The 18,761-nt window shown below is 62.4% G+C and carries 15 protein-coding genes; 8 read left to right on the plus strand and 7 right to left on the minus strand.

Annotated features, from left to right (window positions below; all coding sequences use genetic code 11):
* Nucleotides 1–28 precede the first annotated feature (28 nt).
* On the plus strand, nucleotides 29–631 hold the full coding sequence (locus BFP89_RS09705) for a vWA domain-containing protein (protein ID WP_065885271.1): 603 nt from the start codon (nucleotides 29–31) through the stop codon (nucleotides 629–631).
* A gap of 63 nt (nucleotides 632–694) precedes the next feature.
* On the opposite strand, the gene BFP89_RS09710 is transcribed toward BFP89_RS09705, so the two are convergent.
* The gene (locus tag BFP89_RS09710) at nucleotides 695–1,642 is read right to left on the minus strand and encodes a DUF1853 family protein (protein ID WP_065885272.1); all 948 of its coding nucleotides are present in this window, start codon (nucleotides 1,640–1,642) and stop codon (nucleotides 695–697) included.
* Between the two features lie 156 nt (nucleotides 1,643–1,798).
* Here BFP89_RS09710 and BFP89_RS09715 point away from each other — a divergent pair, with 156 nt between their 5' ends.
* Genes BFP89_RS09715 through pepN form a run of 6 tightly spaced genes read left to right on the plus strand, consistent with a single transcriptional unit; the run spans nucleotide 1,799 to nucleotide 8,299 of the window.
* Entirely contained in the window at nucleotides 1,799–2,689 is an 891-nt protein-coding gene (locus BFP89_RS09715) for an NAD(+) kinase (protein WP_057725186.1), read from the plus strand.
* Nucleotides 2,686–3,660, plus strand: a complete 975-nt coding sequence (locus BFP89_RS09720; RefSeq protein ID WP_163001615.1) for a metallophosphoesterase — start codon at nucleotides 2,686–2,688, stop codon at nucleotides 3,658–3,660. Before BFP89_RS09715 ends, BFP89_RS09720 begins: the two co-directional genes overlap by 4 nt.
* Nucleotides 3,657–4,526, plus strand: a complete 870-nt coding sequence (locus BFP89_RS09725; protein WP_065885274.1) for a rhomboid family intramembrane serine protease — start codon at nucleotides 3,657–3,659, stop codon at nucleotides 4,524–4,526. The genes BFP89_RS09720 and BFP89_RS09725 overlap by 4 nt, the downstream gene beginning before the upstream one ends.
* Before the next feature lie 14 nt (nucleotides 4,527–4,540).
* On the plus strand, nucleotides 4,541–4,801 hold the full coding sequence (locus BFP89_RS09730) for a YeaC family protein (protein ID WP_065885275.1): 261 nt from the start codon (nucleotides 4,541–4,543) through the stop codon (nucleotides 4,799–4,801).
* Nucleotides 4,798–5,628 (plus strand): DUF2797 domain-containing protein, encoded by an 831-nt coding sequence (locus BFP89_RS09735; RefSeq protein WP_065885276.1) that lies wholly within the window; start codon nucleotides 4,798–4,800, stop codon nucleotides 5,626–5,628. Before BFP89_RS09730 ends, BFP89_RS09735 begins: the two co-directional genes overlap by 4 nt.
* A gap of 13 nt (nucleotides 5,629–5,641) precedes the next feature.
* A complete protein-coding gene (gene pepN / locus BFP89_RS09740; RefSeq protein ID WP_065885277.1) occupies nucleotides 5,642–8,299 on the plus strand; it encodes an aminopeptidase N in 2,658 nt (885 codons plus the stop codon).
* A 522-nt stretch (nucleotides 8,300–8,821) separates the two neighbouring features.
* On the opposite strand, the gene BFP89_RS09745 is transcribed toward pepN, so the two are convergent.
* From BFP89_RS09745 to BFP89_RS09765, 5 genes are all read right to left on the minus strand, one after another.
* Nucleotides 8,822–9,223, minus strand: a complete 402-nt coding sequence (locus BFP89_RS09745; RefSeq protein WP_065885278.1) for a cupin domain-containing protein — start codon at nucleotides 9,221–9,223, stop codon at nucleotides 8,822–8,824.
* 82 nt (nucleotides 9,224–9,305) lie between these two features.
* A complete protein-coding gene (locus tag BFP89_RS09750; RefSeq protein ID WP_065885279.1) occupies nucleotides 9,306–10,739 on the minus strand; it encodes a MocR-like pyridoxine biosynthesis transcription factor PdxR in 1,434 nt (477 codons plus the stop codon).
* Nucleotides 10,740–10,808: 69 nt separating this feature from the next.
* Complete coding sequence (locus tag BFP89_RS09755; protein WP_065885280.1) at nucleotides 10,809–11,576, minus strand: SDR family oxidoreductase; 768 nt, start codon at nucleotides 11,574–11,576, stop codon at nucleotides 10,809–10,811.
* A gap of 22 nt (nucleotides 11,577–11,598) precedes the next feature.
* Complete coding sequence (locus BFP89_RS09760; RefSeq protein WP_065885281.1) at nucleotides 11,599–12,666, minus strand: phosphotransferase family protein; 1,068 nt, start codon at nucleotides 12,664–12,666, stop codon at nucleotides 11,599–11,601.
* 129 nt (nucleotides 12,667–12,795) lie between these two features.
* Complete coding sequence (locus tag BFP89_RS09765) at nucleotides 12,796–13,749, minus strand: 2-hydroxyacid dehydrogenase (protein ID WP_065885282.1); 954 nt, start codon at nucleotides 13,747–13,749, stop codon at nucleotides 12,796–12,798.
* Nucleotides 13,750–14,122: 373 nt separating this feature from the next.
* On the opposite strand from BFP89_RS09765, the gene BFP89_RS09770 reads away from it, so the two are divergent.
* Entirely contained in the window at nucleotides 14,123–15,400 is a 1,278-nt protein-coding gene (locus tag BFP89_RS09770; protein WP_065885283.1) for a serine/threonine transporter, read from the plus strand.
* A 684-nt stretch (nucleotides 15,401–16,084) separates the two neighbouring features.
* Here BFP89_RS09770 and acnB read toward each other — a convergent pair.
* Complete coding sequence (gene acnB, locus BFP89_RS09775; protein WP_065885284.1) at nucleotides 16,085–18,694, minus strand: bifunctional aconitate hydratase 2/2-methylisocitrate dehydratase; 2,610 nt, start codon at nucleotides 18,692–18,694, stop codon at nucleotides 16,085–16,087.
* Between the last annotated feature and the right edge of the window lie 67 nt (nucleotides 18,695–18,761).

The raw sequence follows: 18,761 nt of genomic DNA on the forward strand, positions 1-18,761 counted from the left end.
GGCGGATGCGCGGCCCCAGGCGGGGCAATTGGAAAACGGCAGGCAAGGCAAGGCGCGCAGTGCGCGACAGGGCCTGGTCAATTGGCCGGGCACCTTGCTCGGTGGCAGGCCGCAGCGCCGTGAAGATTTACGCTGGCATCTGCGCAGCCGCTCGGCTCATGAACTCTGGCTGGTGATTGTCGACGCCTCGGCTTCCACACGGCGGCACCGGGCCTTGAGCGATGCCAAGGGCCTGCTGGCGCAGGTGTTTGATGACGCCTACCGGCAACGTACGCGCCTGGCCTTGCTGACGGCCAGCGGGCAATCGCCGCAGTGGCAGGTGCAGGGCTTGAAGGCGGCAAAAAGCCTGGCGCACTGGCTTGAGCAATTGGGCGCCGGTGGCGGTACGCCGCTGCTGGCAGCCTTGACCGAGGCGGGGCATTGGCTGGTGGCGCGACGCAAGCGTTACCCGGCAGAGCAGCAGCGTTTGCTGGTGATTACCGATGGGCGGCTCAAGGCGATTGAAGGGTTGCCACTGCTGGCGTGCCCGGGATTGCTGGTGGATATCGAGCGCGGGCCGATCAGGTTGGGACGGGCGCGAGAGCTGGCTATCGGGTTGCAGCTGGATTATCGGCATATCGATGATGAGTAGTGCCTGGCCAGCCGCCATCGGGGGCTTGCCCCCGATGGCGATCTTAAATACACCACAGATTGATCAGCCTGCCCCCGGTACATTCGGCCAAAGATCGGCGACCAAAAACAGCCGCTCAGCTTCTTCCCAATCGTCCCCGCTCTGCACCAGCCGCACCAGCAATTGCGCGGGCGCCATCGGGTCCAGGTCTGCCAGCCAGCCGGCCATCTGCTCCTCACGCCACACCTCATCCGCCGGGTAATGCGCCGGCGCCAGCCATGCATGGCGAGGCAGGGGTTGCCAGCGGCCGGCGGGGCGGGTGCTCACAAAGTACGGCCAATCGCGCTGATGCAACCAGCGCCCACGCAAATGCTGCGGGTGGGCGCCCAGCGGTGGCTCGGCCTGGCCCGGCCACGGGTAAAGCAGGTACCCGCCCAGCCACAGGTGCGCATCGAACTGCTGGATATCCAGCGCCGCCAGCGCTTCGCGGCTCTCCGGGCGTGCCGAGATCGGTAATTGATGCTGGGCCAGGTGCGCCAGCTTGCGGTCCAGCCGGTCATGGCAGCCGGGGCCGAGCCATTGTGCGGTGTCCTGGCCGTTGCCGTCCTGTGGGCCAAGATAGAGCTTGATCGCCAATTCCAGGTGATGCACGCCATCGCGGTCGCGCAGCAGCATGTCCAGCTCGCCCAGGGTGTGTCCGGCGCGGCGGATCGGCAGGTTGGCCGCCAGCAGCTCCACGCCTGGCGCATGCTGCACGGCGAACTGCCACAGGCGCTCATAGTAGAGGCCCAGGCGCCGGGTGCGCGACAGGCTCAGCCACTGCTGTAATGCGCGGCTGTCCTGATCGAGCGCACGTAACCAGGCGTCGAGCACGTGCGGCGCCTGTACCCAGTCACTGCCCGCCAGCGGGTGGCGTTGCGGCCACGGCGTCTGTGCGAGCATGGGGGGCGCGAGCATCACCCACGCCAGGTCGCGCACCTCGGGGTGTCGCAGTTGGCGGGGCAGGGCGTGCAGGTCAGGGAACAGAGTCATGGTGCGAGCATAGCCTCTTAAGTCGCGTGCAGGTGCCTGAGGGGCGCCTGAGAACCATTGTCATCACAGCCGGGCGGCGACAAAGGATTTTGCCTGACGCGGCCTTTCGCCCATAATCCTTTCTTTTTGCCACACCCCTACGCCCGCAGGAGCCCCATGGAGCAATTTCGCAATATCGGCATTATCGGTCGCCTGGGCAGTACCCAGGTGCTGGACACCGTCCGCCGACTGAAAAAATTCCTGCTGGAACGCCACCTGCATGTGATCCTCGAAGACACCATCGGCGAAATCCTGCCGGGCCACGGCCTGCAGACCTCGTCGCGCAAAATGCTCGGCGAAGTGTGCGACATGGTCATCGTGGTCGGCGGTGACGGCAGCCTGCTCGGCGCGGCCCGTGCCCTGGCGCGGCATAACGTGCCGGTGCTGGGGATCAACCGTGGCAGCCTGGGGTTTCTCACCGATATTCGCCCCGACGAGCTGGAAGTCGAAGTGGCCAAGGTGCTCGACGGCCACTACCTGGTGGAGAACCGCTTCCTGCTGCAAGCCGAAGTGCGCCGCCACGGCGAAGCCATCGGCCAGGGCGATGCCCTCAATGACGTGGTGCTGCATCCCGGCAAATCCACGCGGATGATCGAGTTCGAGCTGTATATCGACGGCCAGTTCGTGTGCAGCCAGAAGGCCGACGGCCTGATCGTCGCCACGCCCACCGGCTCCACCGCCTACGCGCTCTCGGCCGGCGGCCCGATCATGCATCCCAAGCTCGATGCCATTGTGATCGTGCCGATGTATCCCCATATGTTGTCGAGTCGGCCGATTGTGGTCGATGGCAACAGTGAGCTGAAGATCGTGGTGTCCAAAGACATGCAAATCTATCCGCAAGTCTCCTGCGACGGGCAGAACCATTTCACCTGCGCCCCCGGTGACACCATCACCGTGAGCAAGAAGGCACAGAAGTTGCGTTTGATCCATCCGCTGGACCACAACTACTACGAAGTGTGCCGCACCAAGCTGGGCTGGGGCAGCCGCTTGGGGGGCGGAGGCGACTGATGCTCGATCCCGCGCGCAGCTACGACCTGATTGGTGACGTGCACGGTTGCGCCCATACGCTGGAGCATTTGCTCGACCGGATGGGTTACCACAAGCAGGGCGGCACCTGGCGTCATCCGTCGCGCATGGCGGTGTTTCTCGGCGATATCATCGACCGTGGGCCACGCATCCGCGAAGCGCTGCACATCGTCCACGACATGACCGAGGCCGGCCAGGCGCTGTGCATCATGGGCAACCATGAGTTCAATGCGCTGGGTTGGACCACGCCGGCACCGCCGGGCAGCGGCAAGCAGTTCGTGCGCGAGCACAACCCACGTCATGCGCGGTTGATCCAGGAGACGCTGACCCAGTTCGAACAGCACCCGGCCGACTGGCACGACTTCCTCGGCTGGTTCTACGACATGCCGCTGTTTGTCGACGCCGGGCGTTTCCGTGTGGTGCATGCGTGCTGGGACGAGGGCTTTATCCAGCCGTTGCGCGCGACCTTCCCGGATGGCTGCATCGATCAGCATTTCCTGCAGGCCGCCGCCGTACCGGGCAGCTTTGCCTGCAACGCGTTCGATCGCCTGCTGCGCGGCACCGACATGCGCCTGCCCCACGGACTCACGTTGACCGGTGGCGATGGCCTGACGCGCTCGTTCTTTCGCACCAAGTTCTGGGAAGACGACCCGAAAACCTACGGCGATATCGTGTTCCAGCCCGACGCCTTGCCCGAGCCCGTGGCGCGCACGCCGTTGTCCTCCACCGAAAAGAATTCCCTGCTGCGCTATGGCGTCGACGAGCCGCTGTTGTTCGTCGGTCATTACTGGCGCAGCGGCAATCCGGCGCCGATTCGCCCGAACCTGGCCTGCCTGGACTACAGCGCGGTGCTGTACGGCAAGCTGGTAGCGTATCGCCTGGACCAGGAAACCCGACTGGATCCGCATAAATTCGTCTGGGTCGACGTTGAGCGACCTGAGGTTATCCAATGAGTACCGTGGCTGTATTGCGCCTGCCCCTGAGCGTCGACCTGGGCGGTTTCGTCAAATTGCTGCAACGCATGCAGGTGCCCCATCGCGTCAGCGAGGAAGCGGGTGAGCAAGTGCTGTGGGTGCCCGAGACCATCAGCGACGACGTGCGCGTGTTGTACCAGCGCTTTCCCGCCGGCGACCCCGACCAGCAATTGGATATTCCCGAGCAGGCACCGGTTGCGCGCCCCGGCTTTATCCAGCAGGTCCGGCATAGTCCGGTCACGACACTGGTGCTGCTGGCAAGCCTGATCGTGGGCGCGGTGACGCTGCTCGGCGAAAACCTGCAAACCATGGCCTGGCTGACGTTCCTGCCGTTCCGGGTGCTGGGCGAGTACATCCAGTTCACGCCGTTGGCCGACAGCCTGGCGTCCGGGCAGTGGTGGCGGTTGGTCACGCCGATGCTGATTCACTTCGGCATACTGCACCTGGCCATGAACGGCATGTGGTACTGGGAACTGGGCCGACGCATTGAAGCGCGCCAGGGCGGCATCAACCTGCTGGGCCTGACCCTGTTGTTCAGCCTGGTCTCCAATTACGCGCAGTACGCTTACGGCGGCCCGGGCCTGTTTGGCGGTTTGTCCGGCGTGTTGTACGGCCTGCTCGGGCATTGCTGGATCTTTCAGTTACTCGCGCCCAACCCGGCCTATCGCCTGCCCCGTGGGGTGCTGGTGATGATGCTGGTGTGGCTGGTGCTTTGCCTGTCGGGGCTGGTCTCGATGATCGGCTTCGGCGAAATCGCCAACGCGGCCCATGTGGGCGGCCTGGTTATCGGTTGCCTGACCGGTTTGCTCGGCGGGCTGTACAACCGCCGCAAATCGTCTATTTGATAAGGAAGAGCCTTATGTCCTCTTTTGCTGCAATGATCGAAAACATCACCCCGGACATCTACGAGAGCCTCAAGCTCGCCGTGGAAATCGGCAAGTGGTCCGATGGCCGCAAGCTCACCGCCGAACAGCGCGAGCTGTCGTTGCAGGCGATGATCGCCTGGGAACTGCAGAACCTGCCCGAAGACCAGCGCACCGGTTACATGGGTCCGCAGGAATGCGCGTCGAAATCGGCACCGGTGCCGAACATCCTGTTCAAGTCGGATGCGATCCATTGATTGAAATCGGTCGCGGTGCAGTCAGCAAAATGTCGGCGAAACTCGGTGAGCCGACCGTTCAATACGCGTTTCGTCTTGGCGACACCGAGGTTGCGGTCAACCCGTTGATCGGTACCCACATTCGCCTGGAATACCTCGGTGCCATTTATTGCAGCCATTGCGGCCGCAAGACCAAGAACAGCTTCAGCCAGGGTTATTGCTACCCGTGCATGACCAAGCTGGCCCAGTGTGACCTGTGCATCATGAGCCCCGAGCGCTGCCATTACGACGCCGGCACCTGCCGCGATCCGGGCTGGGGTGAAACATTCTGCATGACCGACCATGTGGTGTACCTGGCCAACTCGTCGGGGATCAAGGTCGGCATTACCCGCGCCACGCAGTTGCCGACCCGCTGGCTCGACCAGGGCGCCAGCCAGGCGCTGCCGATCATGCGCGTGGCCACGCGCCAGCAGTCGGGCTTTGTCGAAGATCTGTTTCGCAGCCAGGTGGCCGACAAGACCAACTGGCGCGCGCTGCTCAAGGGCGATGCGCAGTCCGTCGACCTCAAGCAGGTGCGCGATGAGCTGTTCGCCGCCTGCGCCGAAGGCTTGCTCGGTTTGCAGGAACGCTTTGGCCTGCAGGCCATCCAAACCATTGCCGACGTCGAGCCGATCGAGATCCGCTACCCGGTGGAGCAGTACCCGGCCAAGATCGTCAGCTTCAACCTGGACAAGAATCCGATTGCCGAAGGCACGCTGCTGGGAATCAAGGGCCAATACCTGATCTTCGACACCGGCGTGATCAATATTCGTAAATACACGGCCTACCAGCTCGCCGTGCATCAGTAGAAGGATGCCACCCATGCGCACCGAACAACCGAAGATGATTTACCTGAAGGACTATCAGGCGCCGGACTACCTGATCGACGAGACGCACCTGACCTTCGAGTTGTTCGAGGACCACAGCCTGGTCCACGCGCAACTGGTGATGCGCCGCAATCCCGAGCGTGGCGCCGGTTTGCCGCCGTTGGTGCTGGACGGCCAGCAATTGGAGCTGTTGAGTGTCAACCTGGCCGACCAGCCGTTGACGGACGCCGATTACCAGTTGAACGACAGCCACCTGACCGTGCAGCCCACGCGTGAAACCTTCACCCTCGATACCACGGTCAAGATTCACCCGGAAACCAACACCGCCCTGGAAGGCTTGTACAAGTCCGGCGGCATGTTCTGCACCCAGTGCGAGGCCGAGGGTTTTCGCAAGATCACTTACTACCTCGACCGTCCCGACGTGATGAGCGTGTTCACCACCACGGTGATCGCCGAGCAGCACCGCTATCCGGTGCTGCTGTCCAACGGCAACCCGATTGCCAGCGGCCCCGGCGAAGACGGTCGGCACTGGGCGACCTGGGAAGACCCGTTCAAGAAACCCGCCTACCTGTTTGCCCTGGTGGCCGGTGACCTGTGGTGTGTCGAAGACAGCTTCACCACCATGACCGACCGCGAGGTCGCGCTGCGCATCTACGTCGAGCCGGAAAACATCGACAAGTGTCAGCACGCCATGACCAGCCTGAAAAAATCCATGCGCTGGGATGAACAAACCTACGGTCGCGAGTACGACCTCGACATCTTCATGATCGTGGCGGTGAACGACTTCAACATGGGCGCCATGGAGAACAAGGGCCTCAATATCTTCAACTCCAGCGCCGTGCTGGCCCGCGCCGAAACCGCCACCGACGCCGCGCACCAGCGCGTCGAGGCCATCGTCGCCCACGAATACTTCCACAACTGGTCGGGCAACCGCGTGACCTGCCGCGACTGGTTCCAGTTGTCGCTCAAAGAAGGTTTCACCGTGTTCCGCGACTCGGGCTTTTCCGCCGACATGAACTCGGCCACGGTCAAGCGCATCCAGGACGTGGCGTACCTGCGTACCCACCAGTTCGCTGAAGACGCCGGGCCGATGGCCCACGCGGTGCGCCCGGACAGCTTTATCGAAATCTCCAACTTCTACACCCTGACCGTGTACGAAAAGGGCTCGGAAGTGGTCGGCATGATCCACACCTTGCTTGGCGCCGAGGGCTTTCGCAAAGGCAGCGACCTGTACTTCGAGCGCCATGACGGCCAGGCCGTGACCTGCGACGATTTCATCAAGGCCATGGAAGATGCCAATGGCGTCGACCTCAGTCAGTTCAAACGCTGGTACAGCCAGGCCGGTACGCCGCGTTTGGCGGTGAGCGAGTCCTACGATGCGGCAGCCAGGACCTACAGCCTGACCTTCCGCCAGAGCTGCCCGCCGACCCCGGACAAGGTGGAAAAACTGCCCTTCGTGATCCCGGTCGAACTGGGTCTGCTGGACGGGCAGGGCGGCGCTATCCCCTTGCGCCTGGCCGATGAACCGACGGCTGGCGCTACCTCACGAGTGATCTCGGTGACGCAAGCCGAGCAGACGTTCACCTTCGTCGATATCGCTGAAAAACCGTTGCCTTCTCTACTGCGCGGTTTCTCGGCGCCGGTGAAACTGAGCTTCGCCTACACCCGCGACCAACTGATGTTCCTGATGCAGCACGACAGCGACGGTTTCAACCGCTGGGATGCCGGTCAGCAACTGTCGGTGCAGGTGTTGCAGGAGCTGATCGGCCAGCATCAGGCCGGGCAACCGCTCAAGCTCGATCAACGCCTGATCGACGCGCTGCGCACCGTGTTGAGCGACGAAAGCCTGGACCAGGCCATGGTCGCCGAAATGCTCTCGTTGCCGAGCGAAGCCTACCTGAGCGAAATCAGCGACGTGGCGGATGTGGATGCGATTCACGCTGCCCGTGAGTACGCCCGCAAGCAACTGGCCGAGAACCTGTTCGAAGGCCTCTGGCTGCGCTACCAGGCCAACCGTGAGCTGTCCCGGCAAACGCCGTACGTGGCCGAGGCCGAGCACTTTGCCCGGCGTGCCCTGCAGAACATTGCGTTGTCGTACCTGATGCTCAGCGGCAAGCCCGAAGTCTTGACGGCCACCCTGGATCAGTTCGACACCAGCGACAACATGACCGAGCGCCTGACGGCCCTGGCCGTGCTGGTGAACTCGCCGTTCGAAGCGGAAAAATCCCAGGCCCTGGCGGTGTTTGCCGAGAACTTCAAGGACAACCCGCTGGTCATGGACCAATGGTTCAGCGTGCAGGCCGGCAGCACCCTGCCGGGCGGGCTGGCGAGGGTCAGGGCGCTGATGGAGCACCCGGCGTTCACGATCAAGAACCCGAACAAGGTACGTGCCCTTATCGGCGCATTTGCCGGGCAGAACCTGATCAACTTCCATGCCGCGGATGGTTCGGGCTACCGTTTCCTGGCGGACCTGGTGATCCAGCTCAATACGCTGAACCCACAGATTGCTTCGCGCCAATTGGCGCCCCTGACGCGCTGGCGTAAATACGACGCCGCGCGACAAGCGCTGATGAAAGCGGAGCTGGAACGCATTCGTGGCTCGGGCGAGTTGTCCAGCGATGTGTTCGAGGTGGTCAGCAAGAGCCTTGCCTGACCTGGTTATCTTCCTGAAGATGGGTGCCAATGTGGGAGGGGGCTTGCTCCCGATGGCGGCCTCTGGGACGACCAGGATGTTGGCTTGGAACGAGTACATATCCGTTTCTGTGGTCACGGCTGCTAATGGTTCCGCTTTTACAGCGGCTCACTTTTGAAAAGCGCAAAAGTAAGCAAAACGCTCTTGCCCCACCACTCGGCACCTCGCTTGGGCTCGGTGTGCCCTCCCTCCGGCTTGAATCCGTGGGCCGCCGCAATGGGCCATCCCTGGCCCAGTGCGGCTAACCCGGCGTCCTGCCGGGTTGCCCACGGATTCAAGCCTGCGTTCGGCCAGCGTGGTTTAACGGGGCGCCTAGGATCAAAAGCAGATCAAGATCAAGAGCGGCTCGCTTCGCATCGTGGTTACCGGCTACAGCGGTGTGTGGCCTATGCCCCGATGCGTAGAGTCAGTAAATGCATCAGCGACTGACACATCGCTATCGGGGGCAAGCCCCCTCCCACATTGATCGGAACGGGATGCCACTTATTGGGCAAGCGGCGTCAACACCTCGGCCTTGTCATCCAGCACCATCACCACCAGTAGCCTGGCGGGCCGGGTCTGGCTGGCGTTGCTCGATTCGAAGTGCCGCGAGCCGGCGGGCTCGTAGAACGAGTCACCGGCCTTGTAGGTAATGGCTTTCTCATCGTTGACCCGTGAGGTGATTTCGCCTTCCAGCACATACGCCACGGCGGTGCCGGTGTGGCTGTGGGGCACGGTGGCCTGGCCGGGCGCGTAGTCCACGGTAAGCATGATGGTTTTCTTGCCGGGCACGTTGGCCAAGGCGTGCTCCTGCAGCACCTTGAGCGTTTCCTGGTGGTACACCGGTTCGTGGGCGTAAGCGTTGAGCGAGGCCAGTATCGCAGCGGTGGCGAGCAGTCGTTTCATGGGGATTTCCACGTAGTTCGAGACCCGTTCACCCTACGCTGGCGGTCTTGTTCGACCAATGACCAATCCTGCGCAAAACCACCTAGCCAATCTGCCGCAGAATGTCGCGGACCTTGTCCAGTGCCGGGTCGATATCGAGGGTTTCGATGGCGCCGAAGCCGAGAATCAGCCCGGCGCGTGGCGCCGTGTCGTGAAAAAACACCTCCAGGGGGTACAGCCCCACTTGGGCCTTGCGCGCCAGTTGCATCAGCAACGGGATATCCACCGGCACCTTGCACAGCGCGGCCAGATGAAACCCGGCCACCGTCGGCACCGCCTCGAACCAGGGCGACAGGTCACCTGCCAGGCGCTGCAGAATCCGTTCGCGGCGCCCCGCATACACGCTGTGACAGCGGCGAATATGTTTGAGCAGATAGCCTTCGCTGATGAACTTGGCCAGCGCCCATTGCGGCAGGGTAGAGCTGTGCTGGTCGGTCAATTGCTTGGCCTTGAGTACCGCGCCATGGATCGCCGGCGGCAGCACCGCGTAGCCCAGGCGCAACTCGGGCAGCAGGGTTTTGGAAAACGTGCCGACGTAGGTCACCACGCCTCGCGTGTCCATGCTTTGCAGGGAGTCGGTGGGGCGGCCTTCGTAGCGGAACTCACTGTCGTAGTCGTCTTCAATGATGATGGCGCCGAGCGCGATGGCGCGGTCGAGCAGGGCCTCGCGCCGCGCCAGGCTCATGGGCATGCCGAGGGGGAACTGGTGCGACGGCGTCACATAGATCAGGCGGGTGCCGTCGGGGATCTGGTCGACCTGTATGCCCTGCGCATCGACCGGCACGCTGGCGACCCTGGCCCCCATCGCCACGAACAACTGGCGCGCCGGGCTGTAGCCGGGGTCTTCCATGGCGACGATGCTGCCTGGCTCGAGTACCACGCGGGCGATGAGGTCCAGCGCCTGTTGCGCGCCATTGGTCACCACGATGTCGCCGGCGCGACCTTTCACCCCGCGGGAAAAGGCGATATGCCCGGCGATGGCCTCGCGCAGCGCCGGCAAGCCTTCCGGTTGGCTGTAGAAACCACTGTTCTGGGCGATACGCCGCAGCGCATCCAGCGTGCAGCGCCGCCATTCTTCCTGGGGGAACTGATTGCGCGTGGTGGCCCCGCCGATAAATTCGTAGCGCAGGACTTCGTCGTGGGCGGGATGATGCATGGGCGAGGGCAGTGCGGCCCATCTGCCCAGGTGGGCGGCGCAGGCCAGGTCGGTGGCGGTCTGCACGCGGTCAGGCTGAGGCGCCCACGCATTGACGAAGGTGCCCCGGCCAATCCTGCCGATCAGCAGGCCTTCGTACGTCAAGGTGGCGTAGGTGTCCGACACGGTTTTGCGCGAGACCCCCAGTTGCTCGGCGAGCAGGCGGCTGGGCGGCAATTGCGCGCCGGCTGAAAGGCGCCCGCCGGTGATGGCTTCGCGCAGTTGCTGGTAGAGCTGGGCAGCCAGGTCCTTGCGGCCGTTGATGACGAGGTGCAGTTCCATGTTTCATCCCGGGACAGATCGATCTGCGCCAAGGTTACGCGCAAATCGATCTGAAGAAACCAGGCGGGGTCAGGACAGGAAACCACCGTCCACATTCAGCGACACCCCGGTGGTGTAGCTGGACGCATCGCTGGCCAGGAACAACACGGCGCCGGCCATTTCGCTGGGGTCGGCCACGCGCTTGAGCGGGATCTGCGCCAGGGCCATCTTCAGGATCGCGTCGTTCTTGACCAGCGCCGAGGCGAACTTGGTGTCGGTCAGGCCCGGCAGCAATGCGTTGCAACGGATGCCGAACGCGGCGCATTCCTTGGCGAACACCTTGGTCATATTGATCACGGCGGCCTTGGTCACCGAATAGATGCCCTGGAATACACCTGGGGAAATGCCGTTGATCGAGGCCACATTGATGATGCTGCCGCCGCCGTTGTCGCGCATCAGCTTGCCGGCTTCCACCGACATGAAGAAGTAGCCGCGGATGTTCACGTCGACGGTCTTCTGGAAGGCACCGAGGTCGGTGTCCAGCACGTTGCAGAACTGGGGGTTGGTCGCGGCGTTGTTGACCAGGATGTCGAGGCGGCCGAACTGTTCGCGGATGCCGGCGAATACCTGGGTGATCTGTTCCATTTCACCGATATGGCAGGCAATTGCAGTGGCCTTGCCGCCGTCGGCGATGATCGCGTCGGCAACGTGCTGGCAGCCCTCCAGTTTGCGGCTCGAGACAATCACGTGGGCGCCTTGCTGGGCCAGCAACTTGGCGATGGCCTCGCCGATGCCACGGCTGGCGCCGGAAACGAAAGCAATCTTGCCGTCGAGGTCGAACAGGTGGGTCTTGGACATGAGCGGTTCCTTGTGATTGTTATCAGAGCGCGGATTTGCCGATGACCGCCAGGCTCATCTGCTCCAGCAGCTTGTTCATGTGGATGAACTGGGCAAAGCGTTTGTCCTGGGTCTGGCCGTGGAAGAAACGGTAATAAATCTGCTGCACGATGCCGGCCAGACGAAACAGGCCGTAGGTGTAGTAGAAGTCAAAATTGTCGATGCGGATGCCCGAACGTTCGGCGTAGTAGTCGACGAACTGGCGGCGGGTGAGCATGCCGGGGGCATTGCTCGGCTGACGCCGCATCAACTGCACGGGCGCAGGGTCGGCGGCTTCGATCCAGTAGGCGAGGGTGTTGCCCAGGTCCATCAACGGGTCGCCGAGGGTGGTCAGTTCCCAGTCCAGCACGCCGATGATCTGCATCGGGTTGTGCGGGTCGAGGATCACGTTGTCGAAGCGATAGTCGTTGTGCACGATGCTGGAGGTCGGGTGGTCGGCCGGCATCTTGTCGTTGAGCCAGGCGCGCACGGCTTCCCAGCGCGGGGCATCGGGGGTCAGGGCTTTTTCGTAGCGCTCGCTCCAGCCACGGATCTGACGCTCCACATAGCCATGCGGCTTGCCCAGGTCGGCCAGGCCGCAGGCGCTGTAGTCGACCTGATGCAGTTCGACGAACTTGTCGATAAAGCTCTTGCACAGGGCTTCGGTACGCGTCGGGTCCAGGCCCAGTTCGGCGGGCAGGTCCGAGCGCAGGATGATGCCGTTGACGCGCTCCATCACGTAGAACTCGGCACCGATCACCGACTCATCGGTGCAATGCACGTAGGCCTTGGGGCAGTAGGGAAAGCCGTCTTTGAGCTGATTGAGAATGCGGTATTCGCGGCCCATGTCATGGGCGGATTTGGCCTTGTGCCCGAACGGCGGGCGACGCAATACGAATTCCTGGTCCGGGTATTCCAGCAGATACGTCAGGTTGGAGGCGCCGCCGGGGAACTGGCTGATCTTGACGGTGCCCTGCAGGCCGGGAATATGGGCCTTGAGGTAGGGATCGATCAGGCTGGCATCAAGCTCTTCGCCGGGGCGAATCTGGGTCGATTGGTCGTTAAGCGCCATGCTTATCCCTTCTGCTTATTCTAAAGGCCTTGGACTATTGGCTAATCTAATGCGCGTCGACATGCATCGACAAGGTTGGGGCGGCTTAATAGGTTAGCGTGTTGAAGCAGGATCAGCGTGCCTGATGGGTCATTTATCGGGCGTCGGCAAGGCTACCGGCGTAAGCACCGGGCGGCCGGCAAAGTATTCCACCAGGTTGTCCGCGACCCGTTGCACGGTATCGTGGGCGGCTTCCGGCGACAGGCCGGCCACATGGGAGGTCAGCACGGTGTTGCTCAGGTGCTTGAGGGCGTCGGGCACCTTGGGTTCGTCATCGAATACGTCCAGCGCGGCGCCGCCGATGCGCCGCTGTTGCAGGGCCGCTACCAGGTCGGCGGTGACCACCACGCTGCCGCGGCCGATGTTGACCAAAAAGCCGTTCGGCCCCAGGGCGTCGAGGGCGTGCCGATCAATCAGGTGCCGAGTGCTGGCGCCGCCGGGCGTGGCCAGGATCAGGAAGTCCGAGGTGCGCGCCAGCTCCACGGCGGTTGAGCAGTAGGTGTAGTCCACGTCATCGCGAGGTTGGCGGTTGTGGTAACTCACCTCCATGCCAAAGCCCAGCGCCGCGCGCTTGGCGATCTCCAGGCCGACCGCGCCCAGCCCGAGAATGCCCAGCTGCTTGCCGCCCAGGGAAGGGCGCATTACCTTCGGCCATTCGCTGCGGCGCACGGCGGCGTCAGTCTGGGTGATACCGCGCACCAGCGACAGCAGCAACGCCATGGCGTGGTCGGCCACCGACGGCGCATTCACGCCTGCACCGTTAGTCACCACAATGCCACGGTTGGCCGCTGCCTGCAGGTCCACATGCTCGTAGCCGGCGCCGATCACGCAGATGATTTCCAACAGCGGCAGCGCGGCGATTTCTTCGGCATACAGCCCCAGCGGCCCACGGGTCAAAACGGCCTTGATCTGCCCGCCGTGGAGCTTGATTGCCTGCGCGCGTTCAGCGGGCGTCGGCGCCAGGATCACATGGAAATCATTGCTCTCGATGATTTGCAGGTATTCATTGATGGTTTCAACCAGGACTAGAACGGTGGTGGGCATCGCAAGGTTCTTCCCTAAATACTTGAGTGCATGAGTATGCGGGATTTGTCGGAAGGAGCGTAGGGCGCCGTAGGAGCGAGCCAGCTCACTCCTGGAGCATTCAAAAACCGACTTCGACGGCGCGCATGCGCTTCACAAAGGCACCGGCCCAGGTCTCATTGGGCGCGAGGGTGTCAAGCGTCGCGCCGGGTAGCGTCTGGCGCAATCAGCGCCTGCGGCCCCGCTCGGACGGCTGCACCGCGGGACCATTCCTCAGCCAAGTCTTTGCTTATTCTCAATAATCCCGGACAATCGCGCCCCTGTTGAGGTCGGGGCGCTGCCTGTCAGGTTTTTCTGACTCGTCCCGGCCGTGTGAATGCGGAGATCCGACCGGATGAATGATCAGGCCAATAGCGTCAATGATCGCTATGCAACGACACCTGCAACGCTCACTAGCTGGAGCCGCCAGGACACCACCTGGATGCTTGGGCTGTTCGGCACCGCCATCGGCGCCGGCACTTTGTTCTTGCCGATCAACGCGGGCCTGGGGGGCTTCTGGCCGCTGGTGATCCTCGCGCTGCTGGCCTTCCCGATGACGTTCTTTGCCCACCGTGGGCTGACGTGTTTCGTTTTGTCCGGCCGCGAAGGTTCCGACATCACCGATGTGGTCGAAGAGCATTTCGGCCTCAAGGCCGGTGCCCTGATCACCTTGCTGTATTTCTTCGCGATCTTTCCGATCCTGCTGATCTACAGCGTGGCCCTGACCAACACCGTCAGCAGTTTCATGGAACATCAACTGCACATCATGCCGCCGCCGCGAGCTGTCCTGGCGTTTGTGCTGATCCTTGGCCTGTTGGCAGTGGTGCGTTGCGGTGAACAGGTGATCGTCAAGGCCATGAGCCTGATGGTGTATCCGTTTATCGTGGCCTTGCTGTTCCTCGCCGTCTACCTGGTGCCGCATTGGAATGGCGGCATTCTCAGCACCGCCAGTGAAATTCCGGCGCCGTCAGCCCTGCTCAACACCTTGTGGCTGGCGATTCCGGTGATGGTGTTTTCGTTCAACCATTCGCCGATCATCTCGGCCTTTGCGGTGGCCCAGAAGCGTCAGTACGGCGCACATGCCGACGAGCGCAGTTCACAGATCCTGTACCGCGCGCACCTGTTGATGGTGGCAATGGTGCTGTTCTTCGTGTTCAGCTGCGTGCTGACCCTGTCCCCGGCGCAGTTGGCCGAGGCGAAGGCGCAGAACCTGTCGATCCTGTCGTACCTGGCCAACCATTTCGATAACCCGACCATCGCCTTCGCCGCGCCGTTGATTGCGTTCGTGGCGATTGCCAAGTCGTTCCTGGGCCACTACATCGGTGCCAGCGAGGGCCTCAAGGGCCTGGTGCTCAAGACCGGTCGCCGCCCGGCTGCCAAGTCGCTGGACCGCATGACCGCCGCGTTCATGCTGGTGGTCTGCTGGATCGTCGCCACGCTGAACCCAAGCATCCTCGGCATGATCGAGACCCTCGGTGGGCCGGTGATTGCGTCGATCCTGTTCCTGATGCCGATGTACGCGATCCGCAAGGTGCCGGCCATGGCCAGGTACCGTGGGCAGGCATCGAATGTGTTTGTCACCGCCGTCGGCCTGGTGGCGATTACCGCGTTGGTATATTCGCTGATTGTCTAAGTGCTGACCCACGCTTCAAAATCGGCAGAGATCCCAATGTGGGAGGGGGCTTGCCCCCGATAGCGGCGTATCAGTCACTTGTGAGTTGACTGAACCCCTGCTATCGGGGGCAAGCCCCCTCCCACCTGTGTTTTGTGGTGTTGCTGATACTTTATTCCAGGCGTAAAAAACCGCGTAACCTGCGATACGCGGCGTTTGTTTACCCGGTGCGTTGGTATATTCGCTGGTTGTCTAAGTGCTGACACACGCTTCAAAATCGGCAGAGATCCCAATGTGGGAGGGGGCTTGCCCCCGATAGCGGCGTATCAGTCACTTGTGAGTTGACTGAACCCCTGCTATCGGGGCAAGCCCCCTCCCACATGTGTTTTGTGGTGCTGCTGATACTTTATTCCAGGCGTAAAAACCGCGTAACCTGCGATACGCGGCGTTTGTTTACCCGGTGCGTTGGTATATTCGCTGATTGTCTAAGTGCTGACCCACGCTTCAAAATCGGCAGAGATCCAAATGTGGGAGGGGGCTTGCCCCCGATAGCGGCGTATCAGTCACTTGTGAGTTGACTGAACCCCTGCTATCGGGGGCAAGCCCCCTCCCACATGTGTTTTGTGTTGGCTGTAAAGCCTGATTCCAGGCATAAAAAACGCCGCGTACCTTGCGATACGCGGCGTTAGCTACATCAACACACCGTTAAGCTTGAATTACCGGGATGTTGGCGCTTGCTGCGATCTTGCGGAACTCGGCAATCTGGTCGAAGTTCAGGTAGCGGTAGACGTCACTGGCCATGGTGTCCAGTTTCGCTGCGTAGCCCATGTACTCTTCGACAGTCGGCAGGCGACCCAGGGTAGAAGCCACTGCCGCCAGCTCGGCCGAAGCCAGGTAGACGTTGGCGCCGTCACCCAGACGGTTCGGGAAGTTACGGGTCGAGGTCGACACTACAGTCGAGTTCGGCTCTACGCGTGCCTGGTTACCCATGCACAGCGAGCAGCCCGGCATTTCCATGCGTGCGCCAGCCTTGCCGTAGATGCCGTAGTAGCCTTCTTCGGTCAGCTGGTGAGCGTCCATCTTGGTCGGCGGCGACAGCCACAGACGGGTTGGCAACTGGCCCTTGACCTGCTCCAGCAGCTTGCCGGCAGCGCGGAAGTGACCGATGTTGGTCATGCACGAGCCGATAAACACTTCGTCGATCTTCTCACCGGCAACGCTGGACAGCAGACGGGCGTCGTCCGGGTCGTTCGGTGCGCAGAGGATCGGCTCGTTGATTTCGGCCAGGTCGATCTCGATGACTTCGGCGTATTCGGCGTCGGCATCGGCTTCCATCAGCTCAGGGTTGGCCACCCAGGCTTCCATCGCTTGTGCACGACGTTCCAGGGTACGCGCATCACCGTAGCCTTCACCGATCATCCAGCGCAGCAGGGTGATGTTGGAGTTCAGGTACTCGGTGACGGAGTCCTTGGACAGCTTGATGGTGCAACCGGCAGCCGAACGTTCGGCCGAGGCGTCGGACAGCTCGAAAGCCTGCTCCAGCGTCAGGTCGTTCAGGCCTTCGATTTCCAGGATGCGGCCGGAGAAGGCGTTTTTCTTGCCTTTCTTCTCTACGGTCAGCAGGCCAGCCTGGATCGCGTAGTAAGGAATGGCGTGCACCAGGTCACGCAGGGTGATGCCAGGCTTCATCTTGCCTTTGAAGCGCACCAGGATCGATTCCGGCATGTCCAGTGGCATCACGCCAGTGGCTGCGGCAAACGCCACCAGGCCGGAACCGGCCGGGAAGGAGATGCCCATCGGGAAGCGGGTGTGGGAGTCACCACCGGTACCCACGGTGTCCGGCAGCAGCATGCGGTTCAGCCAGCTGTGGATAATGCCGTCGCCCGGACGCAGCGATACACCGCCACGGGTCATGATGAAGTCAGGCAGGGTGTGGTGGGTGGTCACGTCGATCGGCTTGGGATAGGCCGCGGTGTGGCAGAACGACTGCATCACCAGGTCGGTCGAGAAGCCCAGGCACGCCAGGTCTTTGAGTTCATCACGGGTCATTGGACCGGTGGTGTCCTGGGAACCGACGGTGGTCATCTTCGGTTCGCAGTACGTACCTGGACGAACGCCTTTGCCTTCCGGCAGGCCGCATGCCTTGCCGACCATTTTCTGCGCCAGGGTGAAGCCTTTGCCGGTGTCGACAGGCGCTTCAGGCAACTTGAACAGGTCGGTAGGGCCCAGGCCCAGTTCGGCACGGGCCTTGTCGGTCAGGCCGCGACCGATGATCAGCGGAATACGGCCGCCGGCGCGCACTTCGTCCAACAGCACCGGGGTCTTCATTTCGAAGGTGGTGATGACTTCGTCGGTGCCGTGCTTGCAGACTTTGCCAGCATGGGGGTACAGGTCGATCACGTCGCCCATGTTCATGTTGCTGACGTCGAACTCGATCGGCAGTGCGCCCGCATCTTCCATGGTGTTGTAGAAGATCGGCGCGATCTTGCTGCCGAAGCAGAAGCCGCCGGCGCGCTTGTTCGGCACGTAAGGTACGTCGTCGCCGAAGAACCACAGCACCGAGTTGGTGGCCGATTTACGCGAGGAACCGGTACCGACCACGTCACCGACGTAGGCGATCGGGAAGCCCTGGCCGCGCATTTCTTCGATCTGTTTCATCGGGCCGGTCTTGCCTTGCTCGTCCGGCACGATGCCTTCGCGGGCCATTTTCAGCATGGCCAGGGCGTGCAGCGGGATGTCAGGGCGGGACCAGGCGTCCGGGGCAGGGGACAGGTCGTCGGTGTTGGTTTCGCCGGTGACCTTGAACACGCGCAGGCTGATCTTGTCGGCCAGGGTCGGGCGGTTGCGGAACCACTCGCCGTCAGCCCAGGACTGGATCACGCCCTTGGCGTGTTCGTTGCCGTTGCGGGCTTTTTCCGCGACGTCGTGGAAGGCGTCGAACATCAGCAGGGTGTGCTTGAGCTGGGCGGCCGCGACAGGCGCCAGGGTGGCGTCGTCCAGCAGCTCGACCAGCGTCACGATGTTGTAGCCGCCCTGCATGGTGCCCAGCAGTTCAACCGCGCGCTTTTTGTCGATCAGGGGGGAGGTGGCTTCGCCTTTGGCCAGGGCGGACAGGAAGCCGGCCTTGACGTAGGCCGCTTCGTCAACGCCTGGTGGAATGCGGTTGGTGATCAGGTCAACGAGGAATTCTTCTTCGCCAGCCGGGGGATTTTTCAGCAGCTCGACCAGGCCTGCGGTTTGTTCGGCGTTAAGCGGCTGGGGAACGATACCCAGGGCGGCACGCTCTTCGATATGTTTGCGGTAGGCTTCAAGCACAGTTATTACCCTCATCAGTGGTCCCACGGGACGCTCATCCAGGAATGACCGGCACGCGTGCGCTCGG

Source organism: Pseudomonas sp. 31 R 17 (assembly GCF_900004915.1).
Classification (GTDB): Bacteria; Pseudomonadota; Gammaproteobacteria; order Pseudomonadales; family Pseudomonadaceae; genus Aquipseudomonas; species Aquipseudomonas orientalis_A.

What these genes read in the sequence shown, in the direction of transcription:
- BFP89_RS09765 (WP_065885282.1), bottom strand. Translation starts at nt 13,749, where the DNA reads ATGCCCACCACCGTTCTAGTCCTGGTTGAAACCATCAATGAATACCTG.
- BFP89_RS09755 (WP_065885280.1), bottom strand. Translation starts at nt 11,576, where the DNA reads ATGTCCAAGACCCACCTGTTCGACCTCGACGGCAAGATTGCTTTCGTT.
- pepN (WP_065885277.1), top strand. Translation starts at nt 5,642, where the DNA reads ATGCGCACCGAACAACCGAAGATGATTTACCTGAAGGACTATCAGGCG.
- BFP89_RS09750 (WP_065885279.1), bottom strand. Translation starts at nt 10,739, where the DNA reads ATGGAACTGCACCTCGTCATCAACGGCCGCAAGGACCTGGCTGCCCAG.
- BFP89_RS09715 (WP_057725186.1), top strand. Translation starts at nt 1,799, where the DNA reads ATGGAGCAATTTCGCAATATCGGCATTATCGGTCGCCTGGGCAGTACC.
- BFP89_RS09710 (WP_065885272.1), bottom strand. Translation starts at nt 1,642, where the DNA reads ATGACTCTGTTCCCTGACCTGCACGCCCTGCCCCGCCAACTGCGACAC.
- BFP89_RS09725 (WP_065885274.1), top strand. Translation starts at nt 3,657, where the DNA reads ATGAGTACCGTGGCTGTATTGCGCCTGCCCCTGAGCGTCGACCTGGGC.
- BFP89_RS09730 (WP_065885275.1), top strand. Translation starts at nt 4,541, where the DNA reads ATGTCCTCTTTTGCTGCAATGATCGAAAACATCACCCCGGACATCTAC.
- BFP89_RS09745 (WP_065885278.1), bottom strand. Translation starts at nt 9,223, where the DNA reads ATGAAACGACTGCTCGCCACCGCTGCGATACTGGCCTCGCTCAACGCT.
- BFP89_RS09760 (WP_065885281.1), bottom strand. Translation starts at nt 12,666, where the DNA reads ATGGCGCTTAACGACCAATCGACCCAGATTCGCCCCGGCGAAGAGCTT.
- BFP89_RS09770 (WP_065885283.1), top strand. Translation starts at nt 14,123, where the DNA reads ATGAATGATCAGGCCAATAGCGTCAATGATCGCTATGCAACGACACCT.